This is a genomic window from Arenibacterium sp. CAU 1754, from assembly GCF_054482635.1.
Window position 1 is genome coordinate 325,592 of record NZ_JBTLRG010000001.1, and the last position, 22,459, is coordinate 348,050.

The 22,459-nt window shown below is 60.7% G+C and carries 22 protein-coding genes; 4 read left to right on the forward strand and 18 right to left on the reverse strand.

Going from position 1 to position 22,459, the window contains the following annotated elements; all coding sequences use genetic code 11:
- The first annotated feature begins 30 nt into the window (after nt 1–30).
- From ACXYMO_RS01625 to ACXYMO_RS01635, 3 genes are read left to right on the forward strand one after another with little or no spacing between them, the layout of a single operon-like run.
- On the forward strand, nt 31–1,005 hold the full coding sequence (locus tag ACXYMO_RS01625; protein WP_458876900.1) for an ABC transporter substrate-binding protein: 975 nt from the start codon (nt 31–33) through the stop codon (nt 1,003–1,005).
- Nucleotides 980–1,756 (forward strand): ABC transporter permease, encoded by a 777-nt coding sequence (locus ACXYMO_RS01630; protein WP_458876901.1) that lies wholly within the window; start codon nt 980–982, stop codon nt 1,754–1,756. Before ACXYMO_RS01625 ends, ACXYMO_RS01630 begins: the two co-directional genes overlap by 26 nt.
- Nucleotides 1,753–2,346: an ABC transporter ATP-binding protein gene (locus ACXYMO_RS01635; RefSeq protein ID WP_458876902.1), complete on the forward strand. Its 594-nt coding sequence runs from the start codon at nt 1,753–1,755 to the stop codon at nt 2,344–2,346. The genes ACXYMO_RS01630 and ACXYMO_RS01635 overlap by 4 nt, the downstream gene beginning before the upstream one ends.
- A 34-nt stretch (nt 2,347–2,380) precedes the next feature.
- Here ACXYMO_RS01635 and ACXYMO_RS01640 read toward each other — a convergent pair whose 3' ends face one another.
- The 8 genes from ACXYMO_RS01640 to ACXYMO_RS01675 all read right to left on the reverse strand — a co-directional run bounded on the left by ACXYMO_RS01640 (nt 2,381) and on the right by ACXYMO_RS01675 (nt 11,630).
- Entirely contained in the window at nt 2,381–3,151 is a 771-nt protein-coding gene (locus ACXYMO_RS01640) for an SDR family oxidoreductase (RefSeq protein ID WP_458876903.1), read from the reverse strand.
- A gap of 10 nt (nt 3,152–3,161) precedes the next feature.
- Nucleotides 3,162–3,932, reverse strand: a complete 771-nt coding sequence (locus ACXYMO_RS01645; protein ID WP_458876904.1) for an SDR family NAD(P)-dependent oxidoreductase — start codon at nt 3,930–3,932, stop codon at nt 3,162–3,164.
- Complete coding sequence (locus tag ACXYMO_RS01650; RefSeq protein ID WP_458877870.1) at nt 3,929–5,218, reverse strand: acyl-CoA dehydrogenase family protein; 1,290 nt, start codon at nt 5,216–5,218, stop codon at nt 3,929–3,931. Before ACXYMO_RS01650 ends, ACXYMO_RS01645 begins: the two co-directional genes overlap by 4 nt.
- A gap of 62 nt (nt 5,219–5,280) precedes the next feature.
- Nucleotides 5,281–6,063: an enoyl-CoA hydratase-related protein gene (locus tag ACXYMO_RS01655; protein WP_458876905.1), complete on the reverse strand. Its 783-nt coding sequence runs from the start codon at nt 6,061–6,063 to the stop codon at nt 5,281–5,283.
- A gap of 1 nt (nt 6,064) precedes the next feature.
- On the reverse strand, nt 6,065–7,369 hold the full coding sequence (locus ACXYMO_RS01660; protein ID WP_458876906.1) for a 3-hydroxyacyl-CoA dehydrogenase: 1,305 nt from the start codon (nt 7,367–7,369) through the stop codon (nt 6,065–6,067).
- Nucleotides 7,366–9,072, reverse strand: a complete 1,707-nt coding sequence (locus ACXYMO_RS01665) for a class I adenylate-forming enzyme family protein (RefSeq protein ID WP_458876907.1) — start codon at nt 9,070–9,072, stop codon at nt 7,366–7,368. Before ACXYMO_RS01665 ends, ACXYMO_RS01660 begins: the two co-directional genes overlap by 4 nt.
- An 847-nt stretch (nt 9,073–9,919) precedes the next feature.
- Nucleotides 9,920–10,267: a protein tyrosine phosphatase family protein gene (locus ACXYMO_RS01670; RefSeq protein WP_458876908.1), complete on the reverse strand. Its 348-nt coding sequence runs from the start codon at nt 10,265–10,267 to the stop codon at nt 9,920–9,922.
- A 136-nt stretch (nt 10,268–10,403) separates the two neighbouring features.
- Nucleotides 10,404–11,630: an acyl-CoA dehydrogenase gene (locus tag ACXYMO_RS01675; RefSeq protein WP_458876909.1), complete on the reverse strand. Its 1,227-nt coding sequence runs from the start codon at nt 11,628–11,630 to the stop codon at nt 10,404–10,406.
- A gap of 98 nt (nt 11,631–11,728) precedes the next feature.
- Here ACXYMO_RS01675 and ACXYMO_RS01680 point away from each other — a divergent pair, with 98 nt between their 5' ends.
- Nucleotides 11,729–12,640: a LysR family transcriptional regulator gene (locus ACXYMO_RS01680; RefSeq protein WP_458876910.1), complete on the forward strand. Its 912-nt coding sequence runs from the start codon at nt 11,729–11,731 to the stop codon at nt 12,638–12,640.
- Here ACXYMO_RS01680 and phoB read toward each other — a convergent pair.
- From phoB to gmk, 10 genes are all read right to left on the reverse strand, one after another.
- Nucleotides 12,637–13,326 (reverse strand): phosphate regulon transcriptional regulator PhoB, encoded by a 690-nt coding sequence (gene phoB / locus ACXYMO_RS01685; RefSeq protein ID WP_458876911.1) that lies wholly within the window; start codon nt 13,324–13,326, stop codon nt 12,637–12,639. The two genes, ACXYMO_RS01680 and phoB, sit on opposite strands and share 4 nt — an antisense overlap.
- Before the next feature lie 3 nt (nt 13,327–13,329).
- Nucleotides 13,330–14,043 (reverse strand): phosphate signaling complex protein PhoU, encoded by a 714-nt coding sequence (gene phoU / locus ACXYMO_RS01690; RefSeq protein WP_458876912.1) that lies wholly within the window; start codon nt 14,041–14,043, stop codon nt 13,330–13,332.
- Between the two features lie 17 nt (nt 14,044–14,060).
- The gene (gene pstB, locus ACXYMO_RS01695) at nt 14,061–14,858 is read right to left on the reverse strand and encodes a phosphate ABC transporter ATP-binding protein PstB (protein ID WP_458876913.1); all 798 of its coding nucleotides are present in this window, start codon (nt 14,856–14,858) and stop codon (nt 14,061–14,063) included.
- 11 nt (nt 14,859–14,869) lie between these two features.
- Nucleotides 14,870–16,195, reverse strand: coding sequence for a phosphate ABC transporter permease PstA (gene pstA / locus ACXYMO_RS01700; protein ID WP_458876914.1), 1,326 nt, complete (start codon nt 16,193–16,195; stop codon nt 14,870–14,872).
- Nucleotides 16,195–17,667: a phosphate ABC transporter permease subunit PstC gene (gene pstC, locus ACXYMO_RS01705; RefSeq protein ID WP_458876915.1), complete on the reverse strand. Its 1,473-nt coding sequence runs from the start codon at nt 17,665–17,667 to the stop codon at nt 16,195–16,197. Before pstC ends, pstA begins: the two co-directional genes overlap by 1 nt.
- 108 nt (nt 17,668–17,775) lie before the next feature.
- Nucleotides 17,776–18,813, reverse strand: coding sequence for a substrate-binding domain-containing protein (locus ACXYMO_RS01710; protein ID WP_458876916.1), 1,038 nt, complete (start codon nt 18,811–18,813; stop codon nt 17,776–17,778).
- A 229-nt stretch (nt 18,814–19,042) separates the two neighbouring features.
- The gene (locus ACXYMO_RS01715) at nt 19,043–20,074 is read right to left on the reverse strand and encodes an ATP-binding protein (RefSeq protein ID WP_458876917.1); all 1,032 of its coding nucleotides are present in this window, start codon (nt 20,072–20,074) and stop codon (nt 19,043–19,045) included.
- A 27-nt stretch (nt 20,075–20,101) separates the two neighbouring features.
- Nucleotides 20,102–21,286, reverse strand: coding sequence for a trans-sulfuration enzyme family protein (locus ACXYMO_RS01720; RefSeq protein WP_458876918.1), 1,185 nt, complete (start codon nt 21,284–21,286; stop codon nt 20,102–20,104).
- Nucleotides 21,286–21,810: a gamma carbonic anhydrase family protein gene (locus ACXYMO_RS01725; RefSeq protein WP_458876919.1), complete on the reverse strand. Its 525-nt coding sequence runs from the start codon at nt 21,808–21,810 to the stop codon at nt 21,286–21,288. Before ACXYMO_RS01725 ends, ACXYMO_RS01720 begins: the two co-directional genes overlap by 1 nt.
- Nucleotides 21,807–22,448, reverse strand: a complete 642-nt coding sequence (gene gmk / locus ACXYMO_RS01730; protein WP_458876920.1) for a guanylate kinase — start codon at nt 22,446–22,448, stop codon at nt 21,807–21,809. The genes ACXYMO_RS01725 and gmk overlap by 4 nt, the downstream gene beginning before the upstream one ends.
- Nucleotides 22,449–22,459: the final 11 nt, after the last annotated feature.

Sequence of the window (22,459 nt, forward strand, 5' to 3'; positions counted from 1 at the left end):
GGCGTACGACCACGCACAATGGGGGAAAGCGTGCAGAAACTGGCAAAGCTGATTTTCGTTCTGACGGCAATCGTGTGGCAGACAACGTCCGTGTTGGCCGAGGAGCCGACCCTGCGCCTGTCGGTTCTCAAGTTCGGAACCGTCAATTGGGAACTTGATACGATCAGCCACTATGGTCTTGACCGGAAACACGGTTTCAAAATGGTCGTGGACGGCGTTGCTGGCAGTTCTGCCTCGCAGGTGGCGTTTCAGGGTGGACAGGCCGACGTGATGGTCACCGACTGGATCTGGGTGGCGCGGCAGCGCGCGGCGGGCAAGGACTTTGTGCTGCTTCCCTATTCCAAGGCGGTGGGCGGTTTGATGGTCAAGGCGGACAGCGGTATCTCGGGGCTGCCGGGTCTGGCCGGGAAAAAGATAGGGATCGCAGGCGGGCCGCTGGACAAAAGCTGGCTGATCCTGCGCGCCTATGCGGCCCAACAGGGCGGGATCGATCTGGCCAAACAGACCGAACAGGTGTTTGCCGCGCCGCCCCTTGTTTACAAGGCCGCTCTGGACGGGCAGGTCGCGGGGGCCATCAACTTTTGGCATTTCGCGGCCCGGATGGAGGCCGCGGGCATGGTTGAACTGGTCGATGTCGCCGAAGCGGCCCGCGCTCTGGGGCTGGACCCGGAATTGCCGCTGTTGGGATTCGTGTTTCAGGGGGCGTTCCTGCGCGACAACCCTGATGTGGTCCGCGGCTTTGCGCGCGCCTCGCGCGAAGCCAAGGAGATACTGGCCAGCGATGACGCCGCTTGGGAGCGTTTGCGCCCCCGCATGAAAGTAAAGAATGACAATGAGTTCAAGGCGCTGCGCGACGGTTTTCGTGCAGGGATTCCGGCGCGGTCCGGCGTGGATTTGACCAATGCCGCCCGGTTTCTTGAGGTGATGTCCGATCTGGGGGGGCGCGAATTGATCGGGGCTGCGACCTCGTTGCCCGAAGGTGTGTTTATTGACCTCGGCGACTGAAACCAGCAAGGGGCTGGCCGTTCCGGTCCTTTCGGTCGCGGCGATGATCGCGCTGTGGTCCGGGCTTGCCGTTCTCAAGGACGATCCGTCTGTTCTTCCAGGGCCGTGGGTCATCGGGCCGCTGATCCTGCAAGAGCTTCGCTCAGGGGACTTGCTGCACCATATGGGCGCAACGCTGGCGCGGGTTATCGTGGCCTTTGCGATTGCGATGTGCGTCGGGCTGGCGGTTGGGTTGGCCATGGGGCGCCGATCTGGCGTGGATCGCTGGCTGGATCCGTGGCTGATTGCCTTTCTGAACCTTCCGGCACTGGTCACCATCGTCCTGTGTTACCTTTGGATCGGGTTGAACGAGGCGGCGGCGATCGCGGCGGTGGCTCTGAACAAGATCCCGGCCGTGGCCGTCACCATGCGCGAAGGTGCCCGTGCGCTCAGTCCGGCGCTGGATGACATGGCTGGGGTCTACCGTATGTCGTTCCTGTCGCGGCTCAAACACGTGGTCCTGCCGCAGTTGTCGCCTTATATCGCATCGGCGGGCCGGTCGGGCATCGCGCTGATCTGGAAGATCGTCCTGGTGGTTGAATTCCTGGGCCGGGGCGAGGGGATCGGGTTCCAGATCCACCTTTATTTCCAGCTGTTCGATGTGGCGATGGTGATGACCTATGCGCTCAGTTTCGTGGCGGTGATGCTGGTGATTGAAACAGTCCTCCTGCGCCCGTGGGAGACGCGGGCCAACAGGTGGCGCAGCGCATGATCTCGGCCCGCATCACGCAAAAAACCTTCAACGGCGAACCGGTTCTGGGGCAGATCGCGCTGGACGTTGCCCCGGGCGAAACCGTTGCCGTTACGGGGCCCTCGGGCATGGGCAAGACCACGTTGCTGCGCATCCTCGCCGGGCTTGATACCCGGTTTGAGGGGCAGGTGCAGCGCCCCGAGCGTCTGAGTTATGTGTTTCAGGAGCCCAACCTGCTGCCCTGGCGCACGGCGCTGGACAATATCACGCTGGTCACCGGGGCCACGCCCGACGCGGCGCGCAAGGCGATGGAGGATGTCGGCCTTGCCGGGTACGAGACGCGGTTTCCTAACCAGATGTCCTTGGGCCAGCAGCGCCGGTTGTCGCTGGCCCGGGCCTTTGCCGCGCGCCCACAGGTGTTGCTCATGGATGAGCCGTTTGTGTCGCTGGATGCCGACCGGGTTGAAGAGCTTTTGTCGCTGACGGAACGGATGCTGGCCGGGGCAGGGGTTGCCACCGTGATGGTCACGCATACCGTGGCCGAGGCCGACCGTCTTGCCGACCGCATATTGCGCCTTGGGGGTTACCCGGCGGTCCTGTCGGCGGTCTGATGTGGGCCCCGGCATGCACCGGGGCCGCAGGGGTTTAGTCCAGTTTGCCGTACTGCCGGTTCAGTTTGCGCATGCCGCCAATCCAGCGGTCATAATTCTCGGTCTTCTTGCGCATATAGCCCAGCACCTCGGGATGGGGCAGGACCAGGAAGGTTTCATTGCGGATGGTTTCGACACAGGCATCGGCCACGGGTTCGGGTTCAAGCATGCCGTCAAGCGCCGCAACCGACCCTTCGTGGCCGCGGGTCATTTCGCTGCGCACAGCTTGCGGGCAGAGAACCGAAACCTTGATGCCGTCATCCCCGTGGGTCAGCGCCAGCCATTCGGCCAGACCGACAGCGGCATGTTTGGTCACGCCATAGGGGGCCGACCCAACCTGGTTCAGCAGACCGGCCGCCGAGGCGGTGTTGAGAAGATAACCGCCACCGCGCGCTATCATCCGGGGCACCAGATGGCGGGCCGCCCAGACATGGGCCATCACGTTCACGTCCCAGATGCGCTGCCAGTCTTCGTTGGGTACCTCGACCCCGCCGCCCATCAGGATACCGGCGTTCGAGCAAAACAGGTCGATCGGTCCGACCTCGGTTTCAACCCGGTCGATCATCGCGGCGATTTCATCCTCGACGCTAACATTCACACCGATGGACAGGCCATTGATTCCATTGGCAACCTCGGCGGCACCGTCGGCATTCAGATCAACGCAGACCACCTTTTTCGCGCCTTCGGCCGCGAACCGGATGGCCATGGCCTTGCCGATGCCGCTGGCGGCGCCCGTCACAACGACGATTTTGTCTTTCAATTCCATGACGTTCCCCTCAGGTCCACATGTTCGAGCCGCCACAGACGGTCAGCGCCTGACCGGTCATATAGCCGCTTGCATCCGAGGCCAGGTAAACCGCCAGCCCGGCAAAATCCTCGGGCTCGCCCAGACGGCGCAGCGGGATATCCTTTTTGATGCGGTTTTCCACCTCGGGATTGTCCCACAATTCGCGGGCAAAATCGGTTTTCACCAGACCGGGGCAGATCGCGTTAAACCGGATGCCCTGGGGGCCGAATTCCTGCGCCAGATTACGCACCAGACCGATCAGCGCCAGTTTCGACATGCCATAGGTGCCCAGCATGTCCGACGGTTTGAACGCCCCGATGGACGAGGTGAACATCATCGATCCCTTGCCTTTTTCCACCATGTCGGGCGCTGTCATCTGCGCCAGCCACAGATTGGACAGGACGTTGGCCCGCATCGTTTTCTCATAGGCTTCATCCGGGATTTCCGACGTCTTGCCGAAATAGGGGTTCACCCCGGCATTGCCGACGACGATGTCGATCGGACCCGCCTCGGCACGGGCGGTTTCGACCAGCCCCTGGATCTGCTCCTTGTAGCCGACGTTACAGGCGATCCCGATGGCGCGCTCGGCGCCAACGGTCTTGTTGATTTGTGCGGCGGCGTCGTCCAGCTGATCCTGCTTGCGGGACGAAATCACCACCTTGGCGCCGTGCTGGGCAAGGGCCGTGGCCATGGCCAGCCCCATGCCCTTGCTGGCCCCGGTAAGCAGTGCAACCTTTCCTGTCAGATCAAACAGGCTCATCCCATGAACCCCCCGGAACCGCGTTCTTCGGTATGGGCCTTGGCCGCGGCCTGACGGGAATTGCTGTCCTGATAGGTTTTGACCTCGTTCCGGGCGATGACGTGGTGGTGTACCTCGTCCGGGCCATCCGCATAGCGCAGGGTGCGCTGCTGGGCGTACATGCCGGACAGGGGTGACCATTGGCTGATGCCCGTGGCGCCGTGGACCTGCATCGCCTGATCGATGATCTCACAGACCTGTTCGGGCACCTTCGCCTTGATCATGGACACCCAGATGCGGGCCTCCTTGTTGCCGAGCACGTCCATGGCTTTGGCGGCTTTCAGCACCAGAAGGCGCATGGATTCGATTTCGATCTTGGCACGAGAGATGGTTTCCATGTTCTTGCCCAGATCGACGATCTTCTTGCCAAAGGCGACGCGGCTGAGACCCCGTTCGATCATCAGATCAAGCGCCTTTTCCGCCTGGCCGATGGAGCGCATGCAGTGGTGGATACGGCCCGGCCCAAGGCGGACCTGGCTGATTTCAAATCCGCGGCCTTCGCCCCAGAGCATGTTTGTTTCCGGCACACGCACATTGGTAAAGCGGATATGCATGTGCCCGTGCGGCGCGTCGTCGTGGCCAAACACGTGCATCGGTCCCAGGATTTCCACGCCGGGCGTGTCCATCGGCACGAGGATCTGGCTCTGCTGACGATAGGGTTCTGCATCTGGCGAGGTCTTGACCATCACGATCATGATCTTGCAGCGCGGATCGCCCGCGCCGGAGATATAGTATTTCTCGCCATTGATGACCCATTCGCCATTTTCCAGCACGGCCGAGGTCGCGATGTTCTTGGCATCCGATGAGGCCACGCTGGGTTCCGTCATGGCAAAGGCGGAACGGATTTCACCGGCCAGAAGCGGTTTCAGCCATTTGTCTTTCTGTTCCTGCGTGCCGACGCGTTCCAGCACTTCCATGTTGCCGGTATCGGGGGCCGAGCAGTTGAGCGTTTCCGAGGCGAGGGGGTTCTTGCCCAGTTCAGCAGCGATATAGGCATAATCGAGGTTGGACAGGCCTTCGCCGGTTTCGGCGTTGGGGAGGAAGAAGTTCCAGAGACCTGAATCGCGGGCCTTTTGCTTGGCGCCTTCGAGAAGTTCAAGCTGACCCGGCGCATAGGACCAGCGATCGGCGCGGCCTTCGCCCAGGCGGTAGAATTCCTCGCTGATGGGATCGACGTTTTCGCGGATGTGCTTGATGACGGCATTCAGCAGCGGCTTGGCGCCGTCCGACATTTCGAGGTTGTTCATGTTAAGCGGCGTGTTCTGTTCTGGCATCTTGAGCCTCCCGGCTGGTATTGAGTGAATGAAAGTTAACGGTTGACCCAGTTGGGTTTTCTTTTGTCAACAAAGGCTTGAACGCCTTCCTTGAAGTCTTCTGTTCGGGCGAGATCGGTCTGGACCTCGCGCGAATATTGCAGGCTTTCGGGCAGGCCATCGGCCACCGCCATGCTGTTGAGGATGCGTTTGGTCGCCTTGACCGACGACGGCGACACAGTGCAGATTTGTTCGGCCAGTTCCATGGCGCGGGTCATCAGCTGATCGTGGGGCAGAACCTCGTTGCAGCAGCCCAGCTTCAGCGCCTCATGCGCGTCGATGGTGCGCCCGGTGATCATCATTTCCTGCGCAGCCAGACGGCCGATATAGCGCGACAGGCGCTGGACGCCGGAGGCGGACGCGAAAAAGCCGACCTTGACCTCGGGCAGGGCGAACTTGGCGGTTTCGGACGCCAGGATGATGTCGCAGGAGAGGGCGGTTTCAAACCCGCCGCCCATGGCAAACCCGTTCACCGCCGCGATCAGCGGTTTTTCCAGATCGAACCGCGACGACAGCCCGGCGAACCCGGTGTCAGGCAGCCCCTTTTTCTTACCTGCGCCCGATGCGGTGGCCTTGAGGTCATTGCCGGCTGAAAACGCCTTGTCCCCGGCACCGGTCAGCACCGCAACCCACAGGTCCTGATCCGCGGCAAAGCTGTTCCAGAGGTCTTCCATCTCGTGATGCATATCCGCGTTCACAGCGTTGTACACATCAGGGCGGTTCATGGTGACGACCAGAATATGGCCTTTGCGTTCGGTTTTCAGATATTCATAGGTCATATCAGGCCTCCTTGGCGGTCTTAAGGCCGCCGGTTTCAATCTCGGTGAACTTGCCGCCCAAGGCGGCCAGATCGCGCAGGGTCTGCGCCGGTTCAAATGCCGGGTCCTCGGCGGCGAGCTTTTCCATCCGGGCCAGAATGGCAGGGGCCCCCACCATGTCGCCATAGAACATCGGGCCGCCCTTGTCGGCGGGCCAGCCATAGCCGTTCAGCCAGACCACATCGATGTCCGACGGGCGCTGCGCCTTGTTCTCTTCCAGAATTTTCACGGCCTCATTGATCATCGGGTAAATGCAGATTTCGATGATTTCCTCTTGCGACATGGTGATCGGGTCGGCCCCGGTGATGTCGCTGATAATCCCGGCGGTCACGGCCGACGGGATCGGTTTGCGGGCCTCGTCATAATCATAATACCCGGCCTCGGTTTTCTGACCGCGCCGGTCCAGTTCGCACAGCGCATCGCGGATCGGGTTTTCGGTTTTGGCCCCCTTTGACCACCCAATGTCGAGCCCAGCCAGGTCCGACATCTGGAACGGCCCCATGCGAAAGCCAAACGCATTCAGCGCGGCATCCACATCCCAGGGCAGAACCCCCTTGAAGACCAACTTGTTGGCCTGCCGCTGGCGGGCAAACAGGATGCGGTTGCCGACGAAGCCCGGACAGACGCCGACCAGAGCGGCGATCTTGTTGATTGTCTTGGCCAAGTCCATGCTGGTGGCGACAACATCATCCGCAGTGTGTTCCGCGCGCACGATTTCAAGCAATTTCATGACGTTGGCGGGCGAAAAGAAATGCAGCCCAATCACGTCCTGCGGGCGTGAGGTGACACTTGCGATTTCATCGATGTCCAGCGCCGAGGTGTTGGTGGCCAGGATCGCGCCTGGTTTCATGACCTGATCCAGTTCGGCGAATATCTTCTTTTTCAGGTCCATGTCTTCGAACACGGCTTCGATGACCAGATCGCAATCGGCCAGATCGGCAATGGCCAGACGCCCGTCAAAGCGGCTCATCCGGGCCTCGACCTCGTCCTGGGGAAAGCGGCCCTTGTTGGCGCTGCGTTGGTAATTGCCGCGCACAACGGCGAGGCCACGATCCAGCGCTTCCTGTTTGGTTTCAACGATGCGCACGTTGAAACCTGCGGTGGCAAAGTTCATTGCAATGCCGCCGCCCATGGTGCCCGCGCCGATGATCCCGACGGTTTTGATGTCACGCGTCCGCGTGTCCGGGGCCAGGCCGGGCACCTCCCATGCGGCTTTGCCCGAGGTGGCGATATAGTCGGCGATTTGCTCTTGCGTTGGCGCGCTCATGTCATTTCTTTCCGGTCATCCAGGGTTTCAAGGCAGATCGCTCGCAAGGCGCGGCGATCGAGTTTGTCGGTGGCGCCACGGGGCAGGGGCCCACGCTGAAACCACACGTATTGGGGGATTTTGAACTTGGCGATGTGGTCGGCAAGAAAGCTGGTCAGTTCCACTTGCGTCAGGTCCTGACCTGACTTGATCTGGACGCCGGCGCCGACAACTTCGCCCAGACGGGCGTCGGGCACCGAAAAGGCGCAGGCTTCGGCCACGGCCGGATGACGATGAAGCGCACCTTCGACATCGAGGCAGGCGATGTTTTCTCCGCCGCGAATGATGATGTTTTTCTTTCGATCCACGATGGTGACAATACCGTCGTCGTCAATCATGCCCAGATCGCCGGTGCGCAGCCATCCATCCCGGAGCACTTCTGCCGTCGCGTCAGATTTATTCAGGTAGCACCGCATGTTACACGGGCTTTTTACAGTGATTTCCCCAACGGAACCCGGCGGAACGTCCTGTCCATCGTCGTCCAGAAACCTCAGTTCCTGAATCGGCGGGTACAGCCGGCCGGCGACGCCGGGGCGATCCACATAATCCGGCCCGGCCAGCCCGATACCGTTGGCATTGGTTTCCGTCATCCCCCAACCGGTTGCGATGTTCGCATTGGGGAATTTCCGGGCCAGATCGGCAACCTGGGCGGGCGGGCGTTTGGCGCCCCCCGAGCCCAGGAAATCGATTGTCGACAACGAGGCGTTCAGACGATCAGCGGCCACCAAAAGATCTGCAGATTGGGTTGGAACCCCCAGAAAACGCGTCACTTTTTCGGTTTCGATGATGCGGACCGCGTCCTCGGCATCCCATTTGTCCATGACGCACAGCTTGGCGCCCGACGCGATGCTGAGCAGAAAGACCGGATGGGAGGCGGTGACATGGAATAGCGGGGTCACGACCATGAAAACCGGGCGAGGGGGCTCGGGTGCATCCTGTTCGGGCGGGGTGACCAAAGGTGCAAGTTCGCCCTGCATGAGCCATGTGTAAACCGCGTTCATCGCGCCGCGATGGGTTTGCACGACGCCCTTGGGATGCCCGGTTGTGCCCGAGGAATACATGATAGCGAAATCGTCGTCCGGCGCTATGTCGACCGTTGGCCAACTGTCGTCGTCCATGGCGTCGAACAGGTCGGAATATCCAGGTGTCGTCATCGCGTCCGCGTCCCGGACTCCGATCACGGTCAGGTCAAGTGGCTCAACCAGCGGGCTCAGGCGGTGCACGCGTTCTGCGTCGCCAAAGACAACCTTGGCACCGCTGTCCCTCAGGGCATAGTCGAGTTCCTCGGTGGTCCACCAGGCATTTAGAAATACGGCCACACCGCCAATCGCGGTAATCGCCATAAACAGGATCAGCAGTTCGGGACAATTGCGCATCGCAAGGGCCACGGGCTGGCCTTTGGCAACCCCCAGTTCCTTTTCAAGAACATGCGCCATCCGGTTGATACCACGACAGAATTCATCATAGGTCCAGCGCTCGTCACCAAATACGAGGTATTCGGCGGCGCCGTCGTCCTGGTTTTCGCGATTGGCTTGCAGCAAGGCCCGCGTATGGGCCGGAATATTCTGGAAGGCTCGATAGCTGACACCACGTATGTCGACGGGTCCGACCGCGAACAACGGGTTGGTCGAGATCACCGTCTGAACTGCGTCGTCCAAGGTCATGGGTTGCATCACAAGTGATCCACCAACAGCCCGGTGACGGGCGTGCAGCCAAGGTACATCATATTTCCTCCCGTGGTGACGATACCCATCCGTGGTTCGATCCGGAAGGTCCGCCGCGACTCTGTCGCCGGGAAAATGTAGTCTGGTTTTTCAGGGGTGCCAATACCGCTTGTCGAAACAGAGTTTCGCAAATCATGTTTTTTGCTCTGAGAGATGGAAATGTCTGTGGGTGGGCGGTGTCGTCAGATTGTTCGGTTAAGCGGGCATAAAGAAATGAGAATATCCGCGTGCGCGGTCACAATGAGCAATATCAAATATTTACATAATACTGATTATGAGAAAACGTTACGTACGCGCAAAGTTAAAATGTTCCACATCTGCAAAGCAGAAATGCAGCTCTGCCCTAACAAACGGCGTCGGGCCCTAAAGGGTTGCTCAATTTGGGCAGGACTGAATGATCCAAGCAGCCAATCCTAGCGGAAGCAGCAGGGTCACAGCAGTTAAAACCTTGATCGCGGGTGTCCGATCAAATTTCTTCACCCCGATGGCTGCAAGCAATGCTTCCTTCCAGCTAAACCTGTTGTGTTTCGCTACCAATAGCGTGAGTGCAGCAGCCAAGGGCCAAAAGACCAAGTGGACCCAAACAAAGTCTTCGCTACACGGCAAAGGCGGCTCCTCGACACTAAAGCTCCCTACTCGCAATGAACCGACGCCAAATGTCCCACAAGTCTGTTCAGGCCTGCGACATGGGAGGTCTCCGGGCTGCAAAGCAGTTCAGGTTCCGTGATATTTGCGGCGCCCTGTCTTGGGACAGATCAGATTCGAAGATCCTTTACGCCGATCTGCCTCACGTCTTTCCCGCCCCCCGGGCCATGGCATGAGACATCAGTGTCGTGCTGCGCGCACCCGAGCGGCAATATGCCAGTACCGGTTTGGGAAGATCCGCCCAGAGATCGATGATGGTTTCGACCTGGTCCATTGTCACACCGGTTGAGGCCACAGGCACGTAAACTGCCTGCATGTCCGAGATTTTGGCGGCCTGCGCGATCGATGCGAAAAGCGGCTGATCCGCCTCCTCTCCGTCCGGGCGGTTGCAGATCACGCTCTGAAAGCCCAGAGAATGCACCAATGGCAGGTCTGTCGGGTTGATCTGGCCACAGACAGAAAGGTCTTCGTTGATCCGGCGGATATCCATCTTCTCGCCTCCTGAGACACATATGTTTTTTTATATATGAAAAGGCATCATTTTTGAAGCCCCCGCATTTAAGCAGGATCACTCAAAAAACACGCCGCGCAAAGAGACTTCCCTGCGCGGCGTCATGTTTATCGGTTCAAAAGAACGCCTGAAGGCCGGTTTGCGCACGTCCCAGGATAAGGGCGTGCACGTCATGGGTGCCTTCATAGGTGTTGACGGTCTCGAGGTTCATCATGTGGCGGATAACCTGGAATTCCAGGCTGATACCGTTGCCGCCGTGCATGTCGCGTGCCATGCGCGCGATGTCGAGCGCCTTGCCGCAGTTGTTGCGCTTGACGATGCTGATCATTTCCGGGGCGGCGTTTGCCTCGTCCATCAGGCGCCCTACCCGCAGGCTGGCCTGCAGCCCCAGTGAGATTTCGGTCTGCATGTCCGCCAACTTGCGCTGGAACAGCTGGGTTTGGGCCAGCGGGCGGTTGAACTGGTGCCGGTCCAGCCCGTACTGGCGCGCGGCGTGCCAGCAGGTTTCCGCGGCCCCCATCGCGCCCCAGCTGATGCCATAGCGGGCCCGGTTCAGACAGCCAAACGGCCCTTTCAGACCCTGCACATTGGGCAGCAGCGCGTCTTCGCCCACTTCGACGCCGTCCATGACGACCTCGCCCGTGACCGAGGCGCGCAGGCTCATCTTGTTTTGAACCTTGGGCGCGCTCAGACCCTTCATGTCTTTTTCCAGAACAAAGCCGCGGATTTTGCCACCATGTTCCTCGGACTTGGCCCAGATCACGAACACATCCGCGATCGGCGCATTCGAGATCCACATCTTGGACCCGGTCAGCTTGTACCCTGTGGCGGTTTTGACGGCGCGGGTCTTCATGCCTGCGGGATCGCTGCCGGCGTCGGGTTCGGTCAGGCCGAAACAGCCGATCCATTCGCCGCTGGACAGTTTGGGCAGGTATTTCTTGCGCTGCTCCTCGGACCCATAGGCATAGATCGGGTACATCACCAGCGAGCTTTGGACCGACATCATCGACCGGTACCCGCTGTCCACGCGCTCAACCTCGCGCGCGACAAGGCCATAGCTGACGTACCCTGCGCCGATGCCGCCGTATTCTTCGGGGACGGTCACGCCGAGAAGACCCATTTCACCCATTTCACGAAAGATTTCCGGCTCGACGCTTTCCTTGGCATAAGCCTCGGTCACGCGCGGCTGCAGCTTTTCCTGCGCATAGGCGCGGGCGCTGGCGGTGATCATGCGTTCGTCTTCGGTCAGCTGGTCCTCCAGACGCAAGGGATCGGTCCAGTCGAAACTGCCCAGATCGGGGGCGTCCTTGGCTTTCAGCGTGGGTTTGCTCGGCGCGTTCATGGCTCTCTCCTCCGGGGAAATGGTTGGCCGCAACTTAGTCGCGTCCGCCCGCAATAAACAGCAAGACTTTTGCATGGATATATGATTATTACTCATGCATGCTGGCCCCGCGACGATTGCTCCCTTCCCTGTCTTCCCTGCGTGCACTTGAGGCGCTCGATCGTCTGGGCAGTGCGTCGGCCGTGGCCGAAGAGCTGTCCCTGACGCAAAGCGCGGTCAGTCGCCAGTTGCAAACGCTTGAGCGGCAGATGGGCGTGGACCTGGTCCAGCGCAGCCGCAAGCGCCTGACGCTGACCCCCATGGCACAGGACTACGTGGCCGAGGTGCGCCAGGCTCTGACCCGGATTGCCAACGCGTCGCTGCGCCTTCAGGTGGCCCCTTTGGGCGGCACGCTGAACCTTGCCATTCTGCCGACCTTCGGGATGCGCTGGCTGATGCCACTGTTGCCCGAATTTGCGCGGCTGCACCCGGATGTGACGCTGAACATGTCAACGCGGCTGGTCCCGTTCAACTTTGCGGAAGAGCCGTTTGATGCGGCGCTGCACTTTGGTACCGGGGATTGGCCGGGAACCGATCGCCTGTTGCTGAAACATGAAACGGTGATCCCCGTCTGCGCACCCTCTCTGATCGAGGGCGGTGCGCCAGAGGCGGCAAGCAGTCTGCTGTCCCTGCCCTTGCTGCACATCCAGACCCGCCCGCGCGCTTGGGCCGATTGGTTCGTGGCCCAGGGGGTCACGACGACCGGCCCGATTGCGGGCACGATGTATGACCAATTTTCAACAATTACCCAGGCAGCACTGCACGGTTTAGGGGTGGCTTTGATGCCCGAATATCTGGTGGAACAGGACCTGGCCACCGGGCGGCTGGTGCCGGTTTTCGGCAAGCCGGTCGAGGCCAAGGGCGCCTATTACCTGGTCTGGCCGCAGGTCAAATCGCGCGATCCGTCGCTGATCGCCTTTCGGGACTGGCTGACGGGCAAGGCCCAGCCCGAAGACCCCCTGCCCCGTTAACCCAACGCATAACCCGCACCGCGCACGGTGCGCACGGGATCCTCTCCGCCCTCTCGGGTCAGTGACTTGCGCAGCCGGCCGATATGGACGTCCACGGTGCGCGTATCGACATAGACGTCGCGCCCCCAGACCCGATCGAGAAGCTGCTCACGGCTCCAGACGCGGCCGGGTTTTTCCATAAACGTACTCAGCAGGCGAAACTCGGTCGGGCCCAGTTTCACGGGCGCCCCGGAGCGGCAGACCTTGTGGGTTTCGGCGTCCAGAACGATGTCGTCATACTCCAGCCGAATCCCGACCGTGGCCGGGCGCACCCGGCGCAGTTGCGAGCGGACCCGCGCCATCAGTTCGATCACTGAATAGGGTTTGACAACATAGTCATCCGCCCCGGTTTCAAGGCCGCGTACCTTGTCGACCTCTTCGGACCGGGCCGACAGCATGATGATCGGGATCCCGCGAGTTTCGGGCCGGATCTTGAGCCGGCGGCAGACCTCGATCCCGCTGAGCGCCGGCATCATCCAGTCCAACACGATGATGTCGGGCATGTCTTCGTCCACCAGCAACAGCGCCTCGTCGCCCGTGGCGGCCTTGATCACGCGAAACCCTTCGGCTTCGAGGTTATAGGCCAGCACTTCGCGCTGTGCGGGTTCATCTTCGACGACCAGAACGGTGGGCTGTGTTGCGGACATGGGTTATCCCTCCGGCAGGGCCGTTTCCGATGTCATGTCGGCCTTGGGCCGGGATTCTTCGGGACGTTCGCCCAGCACCAGATAGACGACCTGCTCGGCAATCGATGTGGCGTGATCGCCCATGCGTTCGATGTTCTTGGCGATGAAATGCAGATGCATGCAGGGCGTGATATTGCGCGGGTCTTCCATCATGAAGGTCAGGAATTCGCGGAACAACGCGTTATACATCTGGTCGATTTCACGGTCGCGCTGGATTACGTCCTGCGCCAGTTCGGCGTCGCGCTGCACATAGGCATCCAGCGCATTTTTTAGCATCAGTTCCACCTCGCGCGCCATCCGGCGCAAGGCAGCGGCACTGTCGTCGACATGGGTCAGCTGGACCAGAACGCCGGTGCGTTTGGCCATGTTCTTTGCATAATCGGCAATCCGTTCGAGGTTGCCGCTGATCTTCATCACCGACAGAACCAGCCGCAGATCAATCGCCGTCGGGGCCCGCAGTGCGATCAGGCGCGCGGCCTCTTCGTTGATAAGATCCTCGAGCGCGTCGATCGCCTTGTCATTCGCGCGGACCTGCTCTGCCAGTTCAACGTCGCGGGTTTCCAGCGACAAGGCGGCGTTCCTGATGGCCTCTTCGACCAAACCGCCCATTTTCATGATCCGGGCCTGGATCGCTTCCAGGTCGCGGTCAAAGGCGGATGCAATGTGGTGATCCTGCATGATTTCCTGATCCTGTCTCAGCCGATACGCCCGGTGATGTAACTTTCGGTACGGGGGTCTTCGGGGTTGGTGAAAATATGTCCGGTTTCGCCGTATTCAACCAGGTTGCCCAGGTGGAAAAAGGCGGTCTTCTGGCTGACGCGCGCGGCCTGCTGCATCGAGTGGGTGACGATCACCACCGAATAGTTCTGGCGCAGCTCATCGATCAGTTCCTCGACCTGCGCGGTGGCGATCGGGTCCAGTGCGCTGCAGGGTTCGTCCATCAGCAGCACCTCGGGTTCGGTCGCCACGGCGCGGGCGATGCACAGGCGCTGTTGCTGGCCGCCCGACAGGCCGGTGCCGGGGGCGGTCAGGCGATCCTTGACCTCATCCCAGATGGCCGCCCGGCGCAGGGCCTTTTCCACGATCCCGTCCAGATCGGCCCTCGATTTGGCCAGCCCGTGAATCTTGGGTCCATAGGCAACATTGTCATAGATCGATTTCGGGAATGGATTGGGTTTCTGGAACACCATCCCGACCTTGGCGCGCAGCTGCACCGGATCGACCTTTTTGTCATAGATGTCTTCGCCATCCAGCAGGATCGTGCCCTCGACCCGGCAGATGTCGATCGTGTCGTTCATCCGGTTCAGGCATCGCAGGAATGTCGACTTGCCACATCCCGACGGGCCGATAAATGCGGTGACGGTCTTGTCCTCGATCCGGACCGACACGTCTTTGATCGCGTGGTTGTCGGCATAATAAACCTGCACGTTCTCCGCGGCGATCTTGATATTTTTGGTGTCCACATTGTTCTCCACAGCGGTCATGTCGTTCATGGTGTCCACCCCTACCAGCGGCGTTCAAAGCGGCGGCGCAGGATGACAGCCACCGTATTCATCGTGATCAGGAACAGCAGCAGGATGATAATGCCACCCCATGCCTTTTCGTAAAACCCAGGATCGGCGCGACTGGCCCATGTGTAAATCTGCGCCGGCATCGCCGAGTTTGCGTCCGTGAATCCAGCCAGGAACCCTTCGGGATATTCGCGGGCCACAAACCCAACCATGCCGATCAGCAGCAACGGAGCGGTCTCTCCAAGCGCTTGCGCCAGACCAATGATCGTTCCGGTCAGGATACCGGGCATCGCCAATGGCAACACGTGGTGGAATACTGTCTGCATTTTCGAGGCCCCGACCCCAAGCGCCGCATCCCGGATCGATGGTGGCACAGCCGACAGCGATGCGCGGGTCGAGATGATGATCGTGGGCAGTGTCATCAGGGTCAGCACAAGACCGCCAACAAGGGGAGCCGACTGTGGCAGGCCAGCGAATTGGATGAACACGGCAAGACCCAGGATACCGAATACGATGGACGGTACCGCAGCCAGGTTCGAGATGTTGACTTCAATCAGGTCGGTCCAGCGGTTCTTGGGCGCGAATTCTTCGAGATAGATCGACGCGGCGACACCGATGGGCAGCGACAGCAACAGCACCACCAGCATCATGAAGAACGAGCCGATCACCGACACGCCGAGGCCGGCACCACCGGGGTTGTCCACGCCCGAATCCTTGCCGGTGATAAAGTTCCAGTTGAAGGCGCTGTGAATGATTCCCGCGTCCTCAAGGGCATCGACAAGGTCGAGATCGCTCAGTTGCAGGAACCGGCTGTCGACCAGGGTTTCCCGTGTCACGCGGCCATTGAAATACCCATCCACACGAGACGATGCGGCGAGTTCGAAACGGACAGGCGTTCCCAGATCATTCGGGTTTTCGAGGAAATAGGTGCGGATCGTTCCGCCGGGTTTGCCGACGATCCGTCCGATCGCCTTTTTGTCGAACACACCTTCAAAGCCTTGCATTTCCAACTGGCCCTGAAGGGCTTCGATAAAGACATTTTCATAGGCTTTGGTTTTGAGCATCTTGCTCTCGGCGTCGTCGAACTGTTCCTGGGTCAGCGTGAGTTCGATGTCCAGAACCGTCTGCGTAAAGGCCGGCAGACCAGAGCGCAGAATCGAGACAGACAGAAAGACGAGGAACAAAAGGCCCACGCCGACGGCTGCCATTCCGTAGGTGCGGAACCGTTTTTCAGCGGCGTTGCGCTTGCGCGTGCGGGCGTCCACGGCAAACAGTCCACCTTTGGGCGCCGCGGCGTTATCCATGCCTGCGTCGGTCATTAGTCATACTGCTCCCGATATTTGCGCACGATGTAGAGGGCAAAGACGTTCAGGCCCAATGTCAGGACAAACAGCGTCATGCCCAAGGCAAAGGCGACAAGTGCCTCGGGTGAGGCGAAATCGGCATCCCCCGTCAACTGGCTGACGATCTTGGCGGTTATGGTGGTCATGGCCTCGAACGGGTTCAGGCTAAGCCGGGCGGCGGCCCCTGCCCCAAGCACAACGATCATGGTTTCCCCGATGGCCCGGCTGGCCGCCAGAAGGATCGCCCCTACGATGCCGGGCAAAGCGGCCGGCAAGATCACCTGGCGGATCGTTTCGGACTGGGTCGCCCCCAGGCCGTAAGACCCGTCGCGCATGGCCTGGGGCACTGCGTTGATGATGTCGTCCGAAAGCGAACTGACAAAGGGGATCAGCATGATGCCCATGACCAGACCTGCCGTCATCACGGCTGTACCGCCCGACATCCAGCCCAGCGTTTCCTTGCCAAACATCGCCACCAGCAGCGGGCCGACCGTCAGCAGGGCAAAGAGGCCGTAAACAATGGTGGGGATACCGGCGAGGATTTCGATCAGCGGCTTGGCAATGCTGCGCACCCGCGGGCTGGCGTATTCGGACAGGTAGATCGCCGAGAACAGGCCCACCGGCACCGCCACCAAAAGGGCGATGAAAGAGATGTAAAACGTTCCCCAGAGCAGCGGTAGAATACCAAGGTCAGAGGCGCCGCCCCGCCCGGAAAAGCTGGGCGCCCAGTTGGTTCCAAAGAAGAAATCGGACGCCGGGTAAAGTTTGAAAAACTCGATCGTATTGAACAACAGCGCGAACACGATGCCGATTGTCGTCAGGATCGCGACCGAAGCGGCAAAAATCAGGAGTGCGAGTATCCCCTTTTCGACAACGTTTCGTGCGCGATACGCCGCGTTCGAGCGCATGATTGCATATGCCGCGCCCGCGAATGCGATCAACAGAACAACGACCGCCATCATCTTGTGCCCGGTCGCGTTCAGCGATCGGTACCGCTGTGCGCCGCGCAGAACGTCACTGCTGATATCCGAGCCGAGTGCAACGCCAACTTCGCCAAGGCGTTCGCGCACGTTTGTGGACTGCGTGTCGATCGAACTGGCCTGTTCGGGGGTCATCGCGCCTTTTTTGACGGCGACGTTCAGGCCGTCCGCAACCCGGCGCACATCACTCATGACGAGTCCGATTGAACTGCCTTCGGCAACAGCGCTTTGCGGCAGCGTGTCCAGCACGCGAGAATTGACGAAGACCGGCTGCACCAAAAGCCAGACGATCAGTACCGCAAAGGATGGCACAATCGTCCACATCGCGGCGTTGGCGCCGTAATAGCTGGGTAGGGAATGCAGTTCGCGGCTGTCTCCACCGGCGCTGTTCAGTGCGCGCTGACGGCCTGCAACATAACCGAACCCCGCAATCGCGAGAACAATGAGGATGAGCCAGGAAAGGGGCATGACAGCTCCGATTTGCGCGGTGTTTTACGGGGCCCGGACAGCAGGGCAGATTGGTCGCAGAGAAACGTGGGGGTGGCGCAAAACGCCACCCCCGGGATTATGGCGCTGTCAGCTGCCGCCCATTGTGGCTTCGGCTGCCACAGCCTCTTGCGTGGCCGACAGTTCAGGGTCGGCCACCAGGCCGTATTCGGACAGCGGGCCATCGGGGCCGGCGATCTCGTCAGCGACAAAGAAGGACGCGTATTCCTTCAGGCCGGGGATGACGCCGATATGTGCCTTCTTGACGTAGAAGAACAAGGGGCGCGACACTGGGTATTCACCGGTCGAGATCGTTTCGGTCGAAGGTGCAACTCCGCCCATGGTGGCAACCTTCAGCTTGTCGGTATTGTTCTCGTAAAACGCCAGACCAAAGACCCCGATGCCGTTGGGGTTGGCGTCGATGCGGGCCAGCGTTTCGGTATAGTCGCCGTCGATGTCGACCGATTTTCCATCCTGGCGCACATCGATGCAGGCATCTTCTGCGTCATCTTCGGACATGCCGGCGTCCATCATCGCGGCCATTGCACCGGTGTCTTCGCAGCCTTTGAGCAGCACCTTGTCTTCGAACACTTCACGTGTGCCGTGCTTGGTGCCGGGGATGAAGGCAACGATGTCGGCGGCAGGCAGATCGCCGTTGAACTCCGACCACTGCTGGTGCGGGTTATCTACAATCGCACCGTCCACCAGGACCTTGGAGCCCAGAGCGTTAAAGATGTCGGCAGGCTGAAACGCCGTGTAGGCCGGACCGTCGATTTGCGATGCAAACACGATGCCGTCATAGCCGATGCGCACTTCGATGATGTCGGTGACACCGTTTTCGGCGCAGGCCTTGATTTCCTTGTCACGGATTTGGCGCGACGCGTTGGCAACGTCGATGGTGTTTTCGCCAACACCTTCGCAAAACCGTTTGAGGCCGGAAGACGACCCGCCCGATTCAACAACCGGTGTCGGGAAGTCGAAGTTTTCTCCAAACGCTTCGGCCACGATCGAGGCATAGGGCAGCACGGTGCTGGACCCGGCGACCTGAACCTGATCGCGCGCGGCAGCGGCAGTTGCGGAAACGGCCATGATGGCCAGGGCGGAAGCGGTCATTTTACCAAACGACATCTTAGTCTCCTGAATAGGATGCACATTGATCATCCCCATGATGATCCTGGGTGCGCTGCTATCGGGGTCTCGCAATGCTTTTGTGACACTTGTGTAACGGATTTATGACAGTCTGGGAATTACCAAGGAAAGGGACACAAGAATCTGTGGGAAAGTGGCTAAACGCGACGAAATCTGGGGCGGTTTTTGACGCCGTGGGGGCGAACACGCGCGGATTTGCGGTCGTGAATCAGGCCGGCAGAATCACGGTGAAGGTCGCGCCATGGCCCAGTTCGCTTTCCACGCGCAACCGGCCACGGTGGCGGTTGATGATATGTTTGACGATGGCAAGGCCCAGGCCCGTACCGCCCAGCATCCTGCTGCGGTGGCTGTCAGCACGATAGAACCGCTCGGTCAGGCGCGGCAGGTGCAACGGGTCGATACCCGGTCCCTTGTCGATCACCTTCACGCGCGCCGCCGGGGCGCGCAGGGCCGGATCGCGGTCTGACGTGGTGATGGCGATTTCGACAACTCCCCCGGTGCCACCGTATTTGATCGCGTTTTCGATCAGGTTAGTGAACACCTGTTTCAACTGGTCCGCATCCCCCGGAATGATCACTGCATCGTTGGGCTGGGTCACCGCAAACCGGACCCCGGCCTGTTCGGCCAGCGGTTTCAGCGTCGCCAGAACCGACGCGATCTGACCGGTCAGGTCCACCGGGGTGCTGGGGCGGATGCGTTCCTGGTCTTCGACCCGGCTGAGCGACAAAAGATCGCCGATCAGGCGGTTCATCCGGTCGGATTCGTCCTGCATGATGCCGAGAAACCGGTCACGGGCGGCCGGATCATCCGCAGCCGCGCCGCGCAGGGTCTCGATGAACCCCATCAGCGCGGTCAGCGGCGTGCGCAATTCGTGGCTGACATTGGCGACAAAATCGCGGCGCATCTGGCCTGCCTGCTGCATATCGGTGACATCACGAAAACTGACCAGGCAGGCACCCGTGGCCGCAATCGGACGACAGGAAACATCGAAAGTGGTATCCTGCGCACCGTCATTGGCCAGAAACCGGGTCTGGCGGGGTTTACCATCGCGCAACGTCGCCTCGATTGCCGTGGCGACGTCGGGCTGGCGCAGGATGGTTGCGAAATGCCGCCCGACGATCTGTTGCCCCAGAAGGGCGCAGGCGTCTGTATTGGCGTTCGCGATCCGCTCGGACGGAGCGACAACAAGTGTCGGCAGGGGAATGGCCGCGATCAGATCCGATGTCGGGGTATCACTCATGATCTGATCATCTGCATGGGACGTTCTTCAGCGCTGAGTCGCGGCGGCGACGGCGGTGGTAAAGACCGACAGCAACGCCGTGGGGTCCTCCAACCCGACCGACACGCGAAAGAACCCTTCGGAGAGGCCCAGCTTGGCGCGTTCCTCGGGCGTGAGGGCCCGGTGGGACGAGGATGCGGGATGCGACAGGGTTGTGCCCACATCCCCCAGCGTCGGCGCAAAGCTCAGACCATCGGCGGCACGGGTGAATGCATTGGCCGCCTCGCGCCCGCCATCGAGTTCAAAGCTGACCATGTTGCACCCCTGCCCGGCCAGCAGATCGCTGGCGCGGTCGTGATCCGGATGATCGGCGCGGGTCGGATAGATGACGCGTTTGACCCCCGGCAATGTGGCAAGGTGATCGGCCAGCTTTTCGGCCGTCTCCTGCGCCCGGTCAAAGCGCAGATCAAAGGACAGCATGCCCCGTTCCGCCAGCCAGCAGTCAAACGGGCTGGGCGTCATGCCGGTGGTGACGGAAAATACCCGCATCGCATCGTTCAAGGCCGGGTCGCGGGCCACCGCATAGCCCAGCATCACATCGGAATGCCCGGCCAGCAGCTTGGTGATCGAATGGATGACGATATCTGCGCCGAAATCAAAGGGGCGAAAGCCACGCGGCGTGGTAAAGGTGTTGTCCACGACAAACAGCAACCCGTGGTCGCGGCACATCTCGGCGATCCCCTTGATATCGGCCACCCGCAGGGTCGGATTGGACACGACCTCGACCAGAACCATGCGGGTTTCGGGGCGGATGGCGGCGCGCATGGCTCCGACATCGCCGGGATCGGCCATGTCGGTCTGGATGCCAAGGCGCGGCAGGTCTTCCTTCATCAGGCGCAGGGAACGGCCATAAAGCTGGTTGCCCCCGATCACGTGATCGCCGGCCTTCAGCAGGCCCATCAGAACGGCGGTGACGGCGGCCATGCCCGATCCGGTCACAACTCCGCCCGCGGCCCCCTCCATGTCGTCCAGCTGGGCGGCGACGACATCTGCGTTGGGGTGGCCTTCGCGGGAATAGGTATAACCGTGAACGCGGCCTTCGTACTGGTCATCCAGCGCGTCGGGCGTTTCGCTGGCATAAACGACCGAGGGCGACAGGGGGGTGACAACCGGATGGCTGGCGCTTTCCGGCAGCGGAACGGGGCGGATCAGCGACCCTTTGGAATTTCGCATCAGTTCTGTTCTTTCAGATCGTCGCGGAACCAGCGCATGTTCTGCTGATAGTGCAAGGCGCTGGCCGTGAGGCCGGCAATCGCCTTGTCATCCAGCTGGCGCACCACCTTGCCCGGCGCACCCATGACCAGCGATCCGTCAGGAATTTCCTTGCCTTCGGTGATCAGCGCCCCTGCCCCGATCAGGCAGTTCTTGCCGATCTTAGCGTTGTTCAGGATGGTCGCGCCCATGCCGATCAGGGTGTTGTCGCCGATGGTGCAGCCATGCAGCATGACCTTGTGCCCGATGGTGCAGTTTTCGCCAACAGTCAGCGAAATGCCCGCATCCACGTGCATGACGGTGTTTTCCTGGATGTTGCTGCCCTTGCCGATGCGGATCACGTCATGATCGGCGCGGATGGTGCACCCGAACCAGACCGAAGATCCTTCCTCCATGATCACGTTGCCGATGACGTTGGCATCGGGGGCGATCCAGGTGTCTTCGTGGATTTGCGGGGCGCGGTCGCCCAAGGTGTAGACGGTCATGATTGATCCTCGAATTCGGCGTGGAGTTTGCGGACATGATCGGTCAGGTCCGGTTGCTGGATACGGCGCAGGCGGGTGGCCGTGACGATGGTTTTAAGGCGCTCTTCGGTGGCGTCCAGATCGTCGTTGACGAGGACGAAATCATACCCGTCCCAGTGGCTGATTTCATCCCAGCTGCGTTGCATCCGGCGGGCGATGGTGTTGGCGTCGTCCTGCCCGCGCCCCTCGAGACGGCGGCGCAGTTCGGCGATCGAAGGCGGTAGCAGAAAGATCGACAATGTGTGCTGCCCAAGGGCCGAATTGCGGATCTGTTGCGCGCCCTGCCAGTCGATGTCGAACAGAACGTCCTGCCCGCTGTCGATGGCCGCCTGAACCGGCGCCCTGGGCGAACCGTAGAAATTGCCGAACACGTGGGCATGTTCCAGCATGCCCCCGTCGGCCACTTGCGATTTGAAGTCGGTTTCGGAAACGAAATGGTAATCCGTGCCGTCCACCTCGCCGGAGCGCGGTGCGCGGGTGGTGGCGCTGACCGAAAAGGCGATGTCGCTGTCCCAGTCGCGCAGGCGGCGGGCCAGTGTCGATTTTCCGGCCCCCGAAGGGGAACTGAGGATGATCAAAAGACCGCGTCGCTGCGCCATGTCAGTGTTTC